The sequence below is a fragment of the Proteus genomosp. 6 genome (assembly GCF_040139785.1).
In the GTDB taxonomy this organism is placed as follows: Bacteria; Pseudomonadota; Gammaproteobacteria; order Enterobacterales; family Enterobacteriaceae; genus Proteus.
The window spans coordinates 301,168-313,479 of sequence record NZ_JBEEVJ010000003.1; the positions used below are offsets into that span (position 1 = coordinate 301,168).

At 40.1% G+C, this 12,312-nt stretch carries 14 protein-coding genes; 13 read left to right on the forward strand and 1 reads right to left on the reverse strand.

The features are described 5' to 3' along the window. The first annotated feature begins 184 nt into the window (after positions 1-184). Entirely contained in the window at positions 185-1,438 is a 1,254-nt protein-coding gene (gene glyA, locus ABN212_RS05725) for a serine hydroxymethyltransferase (RefSeq protein ID WP_088495048.1), read from the forward strand. Between the two features lie 92 nt (positions 1,439-1,530). Beyond that, positions 1,531-2,685 carry a 3-phenylpropionate MFS transporter gene (locus tag ABN212_RS05730; protein WP_196569567.1) on the forward strand — a complete coding sequence of 385 codons (1,155 nt, stop codon included), beginning with the start codon at positions 1,531-1,533 and terminating at the stop codon, positions 2,683-2,685. Positions 2,686-2,771: 86 nt separating this feature from the next. Here ABN212_RS05730 and suhB read toward each other — a convergent pair whose 3' ends face one another. Continuing rightward, a complete protein-coding gene (gene suhB, locus ABN212_RS05735; protein ID WP_023581619.1) occupies positions 2,772-3,575 on the reverse strand; it encodes an inositol-1-monophosphatase in 804 nt (267 codons plus the stop codon). Between the two features lie 124 nt (positions 3,576-3,699). Here suhB and trmJ point away from each other — a divergent pair, with 124 nt between their 5' ends. The 11 genes from trmJ to ABN212_RS05790 all read left to right on the forward strand — a co-directional run bounded on the left by trmJ (position 3,700) and on the right by ABN212_RS05790 (position 12,170). Beyond that, positions 3,700-4,428, forward strand: coding sequence for a tRNA (cytosine(32)/uridine(32)-2'-O)-methyltransferase TrmJ (trmJ, locus tag ABN212_RS05740; RefSeq protein ID WP_109370966.1), 729 nt, complete (start codon positions 3,700-3,702; stop codon positions 4,426-4,428). 131 nt (positions 4,429-4,559) lie between these two features. Beyond that, the gene (gene iscR / locus ABN212_RS05745) at positions 4,560-5,054 is read left to right on the forward strand and encodes a Fe-S cluster assembly transcriptional regulator IscR (RefSeq protein ID WP_006533450.1); all 495 of its coding nucleotides are present in this window, start codon (positions 4,560-4,562) and stop codon (positions 5,052-5,054) included. A 68-nt stretch (positions 5,055-5,122) separates the two neighbouring features. Continuing rightward, positions 5,123-6,337 (forward strand): IscS subfamily cysteine desulfurase, encoded by a 1,215-nt coding sequence (locus tag ABN212_RS05750; protein WP_100158398.1) that lies wholly within the window; start codon positions 5,123-5,125, stop codon positions 6,335-6,337. A gap of 24 nt (positions 6,338-6,361) precedes the next feature. Continuing rightward, a complete protein-coding gene (gene iscU / locus ABN212_RS05755; protein ID WP_006533447.1) occupies positions 6,362-6,748 on the forward strand; it encodes a Fe-S cluster assembly scaffold IscU in 387 nt (128 codons plus the stop codon). A gap of 89 nt (positions 6,749-6,837) precedes the next feature. Further along, positions 6,838-7,161, forward strand: coding sequence for an iron-sulfur cluster assembly protein IscA (iscA, locus tag ABN212_RS05760; RefSeq protein ID WP_006533446.1), 324 nt, complete (start codon positions 6,838-6,840; stop codon positions 7,159-7,161). Between the two features lie 48 nt (positions 7,162-7,209). Next, positions 7,210-7,731: a co-chaperone HscB gene (hscB, locus tag ABN212_RS05765; RefSeq protein WP_349442984.1), complete on the forward strand. Its 522-nt coding sequence runs from the start codon at positions 7,210-7,212 to the stop codon at positions 7,729-7,731. Positions 7,732-7,742: 11 nt separating this feature from the next. Beyond that, a complete protein-coding gene (hscA, locus tag ABN212_RS05770; protein WP_349442985.1) occupies positions 7,743-9,593 on the forward strand; it encodes a Fe-S protein assembly chaperone HscA in 1,851 nt (616 codons plus the stop codon). A 2-nt stretch (positions 9,594-9,595) separates the two neighbouring features. Then, complete coding sequence (gene fdx, locus ABN212_RS05775) at positions 9,596-9,931, forward strand: ISC system 2Fe-2S type ferredoxin (protein ID WP_198619730.1); 336 nt, start codon at positions 9,596-9,598, stop codon at positions 9,929-9,931. 15 nt (positions 9,932-9,946) lie between these two features. Continuing rightward, positions 9,947-10,141, forward strand: a complete 195-nt coding sequence (gene iscX / locus ABN212_RS05780) for a Fe-S cluster assembly protein IscX (protein ID WP_006533441.1) — start codon at positions 9,947-9,949, stop codon at positions 10,139-10,141. A gap of 280 nt (positions 10,142-10,421) precedes the next feature. Then, on the forward strand, positions 10,422-11,717 hold the full coding sequence (pepB, locus tag ABN212_RS05785; RefSeq protein WP_109370964.1) for an aminopeptidase PepB: 1,296 nt from the start codon (positions 10,422-10,424) through the stop codon (positions 11,715-11,717). A gap of 27 nt (positions 11,718-11,744) precedes the next feature. Further along, a complete protein-coding gene (locus ABN212_RS05790) occupies positions 11,745-12,170 on the forward strand; it encodes an enhanced serine sensitivity protein SseB C-terminal domain-containing protein (RefSeq protein ID WP_349442986.1) in 426 nt (141 codons plus the stop codon). Positions 12,171-12,312: the final 142 nt, after the last annotated feature.

The following is a 12,312-nucleotide window of genomic DNA, read 5'->3' on the forward strand; positions in this document are numbered from 1 at the left end:
TAAGTACAGGATAAAATGAGGTTGTTAAAAAGTAATAATATGCTGTTATAGTTGGATGGCAAACGATTGCGTATTTTTTCATTAGGGGCTATCTCAATGAAGAAAAAGAGTTTACACTGTATGCCATTCTTTCTCCCGCATGGGAGTTTGTCTTTAGTGAAGTTAGCTGAGTCAGGAGATGTGAATGTTAAAACGTGAAATGAATATTGCTGATTACGATCCAGAATTATGGAATGCAATGGAAGGTGAAGTGACTCGTCAAGAAGAGCACATCGAACTTATTGCTTCTGAAAACTATACCAGCCCTCGTGTTATGCAGGCGCAGGGATCTCAGCTGACAAATAAATATGCTGAAGGCTATCCGGGTAAACGTTACTACGGTGGTTGTGAGTATGTGGATGTTGTAGAGCAACTGGCTATCGATCGTGCAAAAGCATTATTTGGTGCAGATTACGCTAACGTACAGCCTCACTCAGGCTCTCAAGCGAATGCCGCTGTCTATATGGCATTATTAAAACCAGGTGATACCGTTTTAGGTATGAACCTAGCGCAAGGCGGTCACTTAACTCATGGTTCACCAGTTAACTTTTCTGGTAAACTGTATAATATCGTACCTTATGGTATTGATGAATCAGGTAAAATTGATTACGAAGATATCGCTATTCAGGCTAAAAAACATCAACCAAAAATGATCATCGGTGGTTTCTCTGCTTATTCTGGTCTGGTTGATTGGGCTAAAATGCGCGAAATTGCAGATAGCATTGGTGCATTCTTATTTGTTGATATGGCACACGTAGCAGGTATGGTTGCAGCGGGTGTTTATCCTAACCCAGTTCCTCATGCACATGTTGTTACAACAACAACCCACAAAACTTTAGCGGGTCCACGTGGTGGTCTTATCCTTGCTAAAGGTGGCGACGAAGAGTTTTATAAAAAACTGAACTCTGCTGTATTCCCTGGCTCTCAAGGTGGCCCTTTAATGCATGTTATTGCAGGTAAAGCGGTTGCATTAAAAGAAGCTATGGAGCCAGAATTTAAAGTTTATCAGCAACAAGTTGCGAAAAACTCGAAAGCAATGGTAGAAGTTTTCTTAGATCGCGGTTATAAAGTAGTGTCTGGCGGAACTGAAAACCACCTGTTTTTATTAGATTTAGTCGATAAAGATATTACAGGTAAAGATGCAGATGCTGCACTGGGTCGTGCAAATATCACTGTTAACAAAAACAGCGTACCAAATGATCCACGTAGCCCATTTGTCACTTCTGGTGTTCGTATCGGTTCTCCAGCGATTACACGTCGTGGTTTTAAAGAAGCGGAAGCTCGTGAATTAGCCGGTTGGATGTGTGATGTCCTTGATAATATCAATGATGAAGCGAACATTGAGAAAGTGAAACAAAAAGTCTTGGATATCTGCGCTAAATTTCCAGTTTACGCATAAGTTTGTAACGATATAATAAAACCCGTTGTACAAGCCCGCTTCGAGAACTTGTTCTTGGCGGGTTTTTTTGCATCTTAAAAATGGGGGATTGGATGGTTATTCCATCAACATTGTGGCTTGCCTTAGATTATTTTACTTATTTCTTTTCATACGGCATTTTTTTACCTTTTTGGTCCATATGGCTAAAAGGAGAGGGTGTCGATCCGGCAATGATAGGTCTGTTATTAGGTGTAGGTTTAACTGCACGTTTTGTTGGTAGCCTAATTTTAACGCCTGCGGTAAAGGATCCGTCAAAACTTATCACTGCATTGAGATTATTTGCTTTTCTCTCATTACTTTTTACTGTTGCATTTATGATGGGTAGCCATTGGGCATGGTTATTCTTTGTAATGACAGGATTTAACGTTTTCTTTTCACCAATGGTGCCTTTAGGGGATTCCCTAGCGGGAACGTGGCAAAAACAGTTTCCTTTTGATTATGGAAAAATTCGCGTTTGGGGTTCAATCGCTTTTATTATTAGCTCATCATTGCTAGGTGTTTTAATTGATGCTTTTGGGCATCCCATTATTCTTTATGGATTGATTGCCAGTACTTTTGCTCTATTCCTGACATCTATGCTCCGCCCTAAAGTTATGCCACAGGGTAAAGTAAAAAAAGCAGAACACAGCAATGTGTCCTTTATGAAACTCATTTCAGATGGGCCAGTTTGGCGTTTTCTGTTATGTGTCTCTTTACTGCAAGGCGCACACGCAGCTTATTACGGTTTTAGCGCACTTTATTGGGAAAAAGCAGGGTATGACACTGCAACAATCGGCTATCTTTGGTCATTAGGTGTGGTTTCAGAGGTAGTTGTTTTTATGCTGAGCCATCGTTTATTCCGTCGTTGGAGCGCAAGAAATTTACTTTTGCTTTCTGCTTTTGCTGGATTTTTACGTTGGGGATTAATGGGGAGTTTTACCGCATTACCTGCGCTTATTGTTGTTCAAATCTTACATAGTGGTACGTTTACAGTGTGCCATTTAGCCGCTATGCGCTTTATTAGTGCGCGTCAAGAGCATGAAATTATTCGCCTGCAAGCCGTTTATTCTGCTTTAGCAATGGGAGGAAGTATTGCGATTATGACGATAGTATCAGGTTGGCTATATGAGAAACTGCCAAATCAAGAATCATTAATTTTCTGGTTAATGGCGGCATTAACTATTCCTGCGATGTTTATAAGACCTCAAGTTAAACCTCAAAATAGTTAACTTGTTCTACATAAGAAAAAGTGCAATAAAAAAGACCATAATATTATGGTCTTTTTCGTTTATATTTTTTATTCGTATCAACGAAATTAACGTTTTAATGCATCTGTTAATTCGCTACGAATTTCAGCTAATAATGCTCTGACAACACGAGGGTTACCTGCAACAATATTACCTGTTTGTAGGTAGCCATGGTTACCTGTAAAGTCAGAAACGATAGCACCTGCTTCACGAGCGATTAATTCGCCACCTAAGAAATCCCAAGGTTTTAAGCCAATCTCAAAGAAACCATCAACACGACCTGCGGCAACATAAGCTAAATCTAATGCCGCTGAGCCTGTGCGACGGAAATCAGCACAAGGTACAAACAGTTTGCCTAACATGTTCATGTAAGCAGCTGAATGTTGCTTGCTTTTGAATGGAAAACCAGTCGCAAGAACAGCACCGTCTAAATCGCGAGCATTAGAGCCACGCAGACGATAACCATTTAATTGTGCGCCTTGACCACGAACGGCTGAGAATAATTCGTTACGCATAGGATCGTAAACAACAGCCACTTCAGTACGGCCTTTAATGCGTACAGCAATAGAAACAGAGAAGTGTGGAAGACGTTTAATGAAGTTAGTCGTGCCATCAAGTGGATCAATAACCCATTGTATGTCGTGATCTTCACCGAGTAACTCGCCACTTTCTTCCGTAATAATGGTGTGTTTTGGATAAGATTTACGGATGATTTCAATGATTGCTTGTTCTGCGTCACGGTCAACGTTAGTGACAAAATCATTGGTACCTTTCTGATTAGTTTCTACAGATTCAGGATTTTCGTAATTTTTGGCGATTAAATTACCAGCCTTACGTGCGGCACGTATGGCAATATTCAGCATCGGATGCATGGTTATCTTCCACAAGATGTTAAAGAACGGGGATAAAAAACGTGCCAGAGTATAACAGGCATTCGTGTTTCTGGCTACAATTGTGATAAAATAGATAGATCACAAAGCAATTAACAAGAAATCAATGTTAGAAAATATTCGCATCATCCTTGTAGAAACCTCGCATACAGGCAATATGGGCTCTACAGCTCGAGCTATGAAAACTATGGGATTAACCAATCTTTATTTTGTTAATCCAAAAGAAAAACCAGATTCGCATTCTATTGCCCTATCCGCGGGTGCAAGTGATGTTATTGGCAATGCACATATTGTTAATAGTATCGATGAAGCGATTGAAGGCTGTGGTTTAGTCATAGGAACAAGTGCCCGTAGCCGTACACTTTCTTGGCCAATGCTTGCACCGCGTGAATGTGGTGAGCGCTGTGTCATGGAAGCTAAAAATAAGCCTGTTGCTATTATTTTTGGTCGTGAACGCACAGGTTTAACCAATGAAGAATTACAAAAATGTGATTTTCATCTGTATGTTCCGACTAATCCAGAATATGGTTCTTTAAATTTAGCAATGGCTGTTCAGCTTGTTAGTTATGAAATTCGTATGGCAGCACTTGCCCAAGAAGAAAAACAAGAGGAAAATAACCCATCAGAGATTGATTATCCACCAGCTGATGATATAGAACGTTTTTACGTTCACTTAGAACAGGTGCTTAATGAATCTGGCTTTATTCGCCCTAAACATCCGGGACAAGTGATGAGCCGTTTACGCCGTCTATTTACGCGTGCGCGCCCAGAAACACAAGAGCTTCATATCTTACGTGGTATTCTGACGTCAGTTGAGAAATGGGCTAAGAAATAGAGGGCAAAGTTGATTAACTTAAGTCAACTTTGGGCTGAGTATAATACTTGACTAAAACACTCGGATAAATAGTTGACTAAATTACTCGGGAATGACACAATTTGATTATTGTTCACCACGGAGTATTTGTTATGAGACTGACATCAAAAGGGCGTTACGCAGTTACTGCAATGCTTGATGTTGCATTGCATTCACAGCAAGGCCCTGTCCCCCTCGCTGATATTTCAGAGCGTCAAGGGATTTCCCTTTCTTATCTTGAGCAGCTTTTCTCACGTTTGCGCAAAAATGAATTAGTCGCAAGTGTTCGTGGTCCTGGTGGCGGCTATTTATTAGGTCGTGATGCAGGGCAAATTTTTGTTGCTCAAGTTATTTCTGCGGTTGATGAATCTGTCGATGCTACCCGTTGTCAGGGTAACAAAGAAGGTTGTCAAGGTGGCGATCGTTGCCTGACTCATACTTTGTGGCGTGATTTAAGTGATCGTATAACCAGTTTCCTAAGCAGTATCAGCCTTGAAGAGTTAGTCAATAACGAAGAGGTTATGGATGTCGCCGATCGTCAAGACAATGAAAAACGCCATGCTATCAATGGTCGTTTACAAGAAACCATTGTTAATATGCGAGTTTAACGGCGATCTCTAGGTAGGCAAAAACAAAATTATTAAAGAAGATCCGTCGTCTTTGGAGTTAGTGAGCAATGAAATTACCCATTTATCTAGATTATTCGGCAACCACTCCCGTTGATCCACGAGTTGCTGAAAAAATGATGCAATGCCTGACTATTGATGGCATTTTTGGTAACCCAGCCTCTCGTTCACACCGTTTTGGTTGGCAAGCAGAAGAAGCTATCGATATTGCACGTAATCAGATTGCTGATTTAATCGGTGCAGATCCTCGTGAAATCGTATTCACATCAGGCGCAACTGAAGCTGATAACCTCGCACTAAAAGGTGTTGCTAACTTTTACCAGAAAAAAGGTAAGCACATCATCACTTCAAAAACTGAACATAAAGCCATTTTAGACACTTGTCGTCAACTTGAGCGTGAAGGTTTTGAAGTGACTTATTTAGCACCAAAAAGTGATGGTCTGATTGACCTGAAAGAGCTTGAAGAAGCGATGCGTGAAGACACTATTTTAGTTTCTATCATGCATGTAAATAACGAAATTGGTGTTGTTCAAGATATTGCTGCTATCGGTGAATTATGCCGTAGCAAAGGTATTGTTTACCACGTAGATGCAACACAAAGCGTGGGTAAACTACCGATTGATCTCTCTAAGTTAAAAGTTGATTTACTTTCTCTTTCTGCGCATAAAGTTTACGGCCCTATGGGTATTGGTGCGCTTTATGTTCGTCGTAAACCACGCATTCGTTTAGAAGCTCAAATGCATGGTGGCGGACATGAGCGTGGTATGCGTTCAGGTACATTAGCCGTTCACCAAATTGTAGGTATGGGCGAAGCTTACCGTATTTTGAAAGAAGAAATGGCTGATGAAACTAAACGCTTAAACGAATTACGTTTACGTTTATGGAATGGCATTAAAGATATCGAAGAAGTTTATATCAACGGTTCTTTAGAACATACTGCGCCAAATATTCTTAATGTGAGCTTCAACTATGTTGAAGGCGAATCATTAATGATGGCACTGAAAGATCTTGCTGTATCTTCAGGCTCTGCCTGTACTTCAGCTAGTTTAGAACCTTCTTATGTATTGCGTGCTTTAGGTTTAACTGATGAACTTGCACACAGTTCTATTCGCTTCTCTCTGGGTCGTTTCACCACTGAAGAAGAAATAGATTATGCAATTGAACAAATCCACAGTGCCATTGGTCGCTTACGTGATCTTTCGCCACTTTGGGATATGCATAAACAAGGTGTTGATATCAACAGCATCGAATGGTCTCACCATTAATCAGACGTTTTCAGGAGTTAAATCATGGCTTACAGCGAAAAAGTAATTGATCATTATGAAAACCCTCGTAATGTGGGATCATTTGATAATAATGACCCTACTGTAGGGAGTGGTATGGTTGGCGCACCTGCTTGTGGTGACGTTATGAAACTGCAAATCAAAGTTGACGATAATGGCGTAATTGAAGATGCGCGTTTTAAAACTTATGGTTGTGGTTCAGCAATTGCATCAAGTTCACTGGTAACAGAATGGATGAAAGGCAAAACATTAGATGAAGCCGAATCTATTAAGAACACAGCAATTGCAGAAGAATTAGAATTACCACCAGTGAAAATTCACTGTTCAATTCTTGCAGAAGATGCAATAAAAGCAGCGATTGCAGACTATAAAAGCAAACGCCAAGGCAAGTAATTGTCTTTTATAATAAAAAAATAAAATATTGGCGGATGCTGAAACTTTTTTTCAGTATCCGCTTTCGTTCTTTATGAGTGAGGTGTGCCATGTCAATTTCCCTTACAGAATCCGCCGCTAATCGAGTTCGCTCTTTCCTATCTAATCGTGGAAAAGGTGAAGGTTTGCGTTTAGGCGTAAGAACATCTGGTTGTTCTGGAATGGCTTATGTTCTTGAGTTTGCTGATGTCATCAATGACGAAGATACTGTTTTTGAAGACAAAGGTGTGAAAGTTATCGTTGATGGTAAAAGCATGGTCTATTTAGATGGAACAGAGCTTGATTTCGTCAAAGAAGGATTAAACGAAGGCTTTAAATTTAACAACCCAAATGTATCGAATGAGTGTGGTTGTGGTGAGAGCTTCACTGTGTAATTTGTGTTAAAACACAGTATTAACGTTAATTAATCCAAGAGTAGATGTATGGACTATTTCACACTATTAGGCATGCCTAATCGTTTTGATATTGATAAACAGCAACTTGCTACACGTTATCAAGATATGCAGCGTCAATATCACCCAGATCGTTTTGCAGGTCAGTCTGAAAAAGAACAGGCTCAAGCAATCTCGCTTGCTTCAACCATCAATCAGGCTTATCAGACCTTAAAAAATCCACTCTCAAGAGCTGAATACATGCTCTCATTACACGGTATCGATATTGCTAATGAGCAACGAACGATGCACGATACTGCATTTTTAATGGAGCAACTCACATTACGTGAAGAGCTGGATAACATCGAACACAGTGCTGAAGCCGAAAGTTTGTTAGCCGATTTTTCTGCGCGTTTAGAAAAAATGTACACAGTACGCCATGATGAAATGGTCAAAACGTTAGATAATCAAACTTGGGATATTGCTGCAGATAATGTGAGAAAATTGCGTTTTCTCGCAAAATTAAAAGAGCAAGTAGAGCAACTTGAAGAACGCTTGTTTGATGGTTTTTAAGGGAAATAGTTATGTCATTATTACAAATTAGTGAACCGGGTCAAACGCCTGCACCGCACCAGCGCCGACTTGCAGCGGGTATTGATTTAGGTACGACACACTCATTAGTTGCCACTGTACGTAGTGGGCAAGCCGAAGCGCTTTCAGACAGCGACGGTCGCTATTTATTGCCATCTGTTGTGCAGTATCAAGTTGATAATATCAATGTTGGTTGGAATGCTAAAAAAGAAGCAGAAAAAGATCCTGCTAACACGATAAGCTCAATAAAAAGAATGGTGGGTCGCTCACTGAGTGATGTGACAAGCCGTTATCCAAACCTTCCTTATCATTTTCATGAAAATGACAACGATCTGCCATTAATTAAAACCGCAGCAGGTATTGTCGATCCTATCCAAGTCTCCTCTGACATATTAAAAACATTAGCAGAGCGCGCGATACAATCATTAGGTGGCGAACTTGATGGTGTTGTTGTTACTGTGCCTGCTTATTTTGATGATGCTCAACGTCAAGGCACAAAAGAAGCGGCTCGTCGTGCGGGTTTACATGTTCTACGTTTATTAAATGAACCAACAGCGGCAGCTATTGCTTATGGTCTAGATTCAGGAAAAGAAGGCACCATCGTTGTTTATGATTTAGGTGGTGGTACTTTTGATATCTCTGTTCTGCGTTTAACTAAAGGCGTTTTTGAAGTCTTAGCGACTGGCGGTGATACTGCCTTAGGTGGCGATGATTTTGATATGATGCTGGCAGACTGGATAAGAGAACGTGCTGGTTTTGGACATCAAAAAGATGCTGTATTACAACGTCAATTACTAGATGTTGCATCAGAAACCAAAATTGCATTGAGTGATAACGATGTTGCAGATATCAACATTAATGGATGGAAAGGTGAGATCACTCGTGCTGAGTTTGAATCATTAATTCAATCATTAGTGAAACGTACATTATTATCTGTTCGCCGTGCATTAAAAGACGCGGATGTTGAAATAGATGAAGTTCTAGAAGTGGTTATGGTTGGTGGTTCAACACGAGTGCCATTAGTTCGTCAAATGGTGGGTGATTATTTTAAACGAGAACCGTTAACCTCTATCGATCCAGATAAAGTGGTTGCCATTGGTGCTTCAATCCAAGCTGATATTTTGGTGGGCAATAAACCGGATAGCGAAATGCTATTGCTAGATGTTATTCCACTTTCTCTTGGTCTTGAAACAATGGGCGGATTAGTTGAAAAAGTGATCCCTCGCAATACCACTATTCCTGTTGCCCGAGCGCAAGAATTTACGACATTCAAAGATGGTCAAACGGCAATGAGTGTTCACGTTGTTCAAGGTGAACGTGAAATGGTGAGTGATTGTCGTTCTTTAGCACGTTTCACATTACGTGGAATTCCTCCAATGGCTGCGGGTGGCGCACATATTCGTGTCACTTTCCAAGTTGATGCTGATGGTTTACTCAGTGTCAGTGCAATGGAAAAATCAACGGGTGTTGAAGCCTCAGTACAAGTCAAACCGTCTTATGGTCTTAGTGATACTGAAATCGCTAAGATGATCCAATCTTCGATGGAAAATGCCCAAGAAGATTTACAAGCTCGCCGTTTAGCCGAGCAAAAAGTCGAAGCAGCTCGCGTGTTAGAAAGTTTAACTGCAGCATTAGAAGAAGATGCTCATCTGTTAAATGAAGATGAGAAAATGGCTATCGACAAAGTTGTAGATACCTTAATAGAGAGCGTTGAAGGAACAGATCCTGTTGCTATTGAAAACGCGATTAAACTACTGGATAAGCAAACTCAGGATTTTGCAGCGCGTCGTATGGATTCATCTATTCGACAAGCGTTGGCAGGTCATTCTGTGGATGAGATATAACTATGCCTAAAATTGTATTTTTACCCCATAGCACACTGTGCCCTGAAGGTGCTGTTGTTGAGGCAACAGAAGGTGAGTCTATTCTAGATGTTGCATTACGCAACGGCATTGAGATTGAACATGCTTGTGAAATGTCTTGTGCATGTACAACTTGTCACTGTGTAGTGCGTGAAGGTTTTGATTCACTAGAAGAGAGCTCTGAGCTTGAAGACGACATGTTAGATAAAGCATGGGGTTTAGAGCCAGAAAGCCGCTTGAGTTGCCAAGCAAAAGTGACTGACGAAGATTTAGTTGTTGAGATCCCTAAATATTCGATTAATCACGCAAGAGAGCATTAATTTTAGGAGCCGAGCATGAAATGGAGTGACACGCGTGAAATAGGGGAAGCATTATTTGATCTTTACCCTGACACTGATCCTAAAACGGTACGCTTTACTGATATGCATCAGTGGATTTGTGATTTAGAAGATTTTGATGATGATCCACAGAAATCCAATGAAAAAATTCTTGAGGCTATTTTACTTGTTTGGCTTGATGAATTTGAATAATTGCTGACATCGTAAATTTAAAAGACTAGCTAATTGCTGGTCTTTTTGCATTATGGCCTTTCTCACTTTGCTTTATCAGTGATTTAAAAATAACCATAAAGAGGGAAGTATGGGGATTTTATTGTGCGATCTTCTTCGAGGAATATCATGTAAATACGTAAGATCACTGGATGATAATGGTGACCTCTTTGTTTTTGCAGTAAATTGATCACGCTAAACGGTAAATATCTGGTAGTCTGAATAGGTTAACTGCCACCAGTAATAATAAGTGAGACAATAAATGAATAAACAAATTATGCCTATCATGCTGTCAAATGAACCTGCTGCTGCATGTTGGGGTGAAAAAGCACTAATTAGCACTAGCGAAACCGGCATGACAATCCACTTAACGGAAGAAAACCGTTTAGGCGCTATTCAGCGTGGTGGACGTAAAGTTGATGGCCAAGGTATTCGTAATGTTGCACTTGTTGGCGAAGGCTGGGATTTAGAACGTAGTTGGGCTTTCTGGTTAGGATTTAGAGCACCTAAAGGCGCTCGTTCAATCGAATGGCCACAATTAAAGGATGCAGATAAACACGAACTAGAATCACGTATTCGCATCGTTGATTGGGTTAGAGATACCATCAATACACCAGCTGAAGAATTAGGGCCTGAACAACTAGCACAACGCACAGTTGATCTGTTCTGTGGTCTTGATAAAGAAGATATTAGCTATAAGATTACCAAAGGTGTTGATCTGCGCGATCAAAACTATGCCGGTATTTATACAGTAGGACGAGGCTCTTCTCGTGATCCTGTCTATTTAGCATTAGATTTCAATCCAACAAAAGATAGCAATGCCCCTGTATTTGCTTGTTTAGTCGGCAAAGGTATTACTTTTGACTCAGGTGGTTATAGCATCAAACCTTCATCATCCATGAATTCAATGAAAGCCGATATGGGTGGTGCAGCAACCTTAGCAGGTGCTTTAGCATTAGCGGTTACTCGTGGTTTAAATAAACGCGTAAAACTACTGCTCTGCATCGCAGATAATATGGTCAGCGGTAATGCCTTTAAATTAGGTGATATTATTCGTTACCGTAATGGCAAATCAGTTGAAATCATGAATACAGATGCTGAAGGCCGTTTAGTTTTAGCTGATGGTTTAATTGATGCAAGCAATATTGCACCAGAGCTGATTATCGATGCAGCAACATTAACGGGTGCAGCTAAAGTTGCAGTAGGTAATGACTACCACTCTGTATTAAGTTTTGATGATAAATTAGCAGCAGAGCTACTGACTAGCGCTGAACAAGAAAATGAATTGTTCTGGCGTCTACCATTAGCGGATTTCCATCGTAGTCAATTACCTTCTAGCTTCGCTGATTTAAATAATATCGCAGCACCTTCTCATACTGCAGGTGCAAGTACTGCGGCTGCATTCTTATCGCACTTTGTCACTAACTACAAAAAAGGTTGGGTACATATCGACTGTTCAGCAACGTACAGAAAATCTTCTGTAGAGCAATGGGCGGCAGGTGCTACGGGTTACGGTGTACGTTCTATCGCGAATTTGTTATTAGCAAAAGCAAAATAATAAACGTTATTTGATTTGGAGTTTGTAATGGGTGTATCTGAACAATTTGAGACACAAGAAATTGTTTCTGTTGAAGGTTCTTCTTTAAAGTTGAGTGTTCTAGAGCCACAACCTGAAAAATTAATAACCGCGCTTAGCGAGTTTTTTGGTGAACATAAACCGATCCGCCGCGCCTTTATTGTTAATGCTCAGGAGCAAGATGATGAAGAGTCATTTTATCTTATTGGTTTAGAAATAACGGGTGAAGAAGATGTGATCATGCAGATACTCCCACAAGCGGCTGAATCGGCTTTTGAATATTTAGAAGAAGGACAATCTCTAGATTTTTGCTTTGTGAATAAAGATGAAAAAGGCGTGAGTCATTTTATGATCCACCATGTATCACCTTTTTATCAACGCAAACTAGGGGGATTCTTAAGAAAAGGCATCCCAATAGTTAATTTGGATAGTTAATACAGCCCTCTAAATTTAGGCGATATCTCATCAGATATCGCTTTTTTTTATCTTATAATAGAAAATTGACTAAATTAGCAAATTGTTTGCATTTTTATATAACGCTTTGTTTTAGCTAGGCTTTGTTTTTAAAGTAAAAATA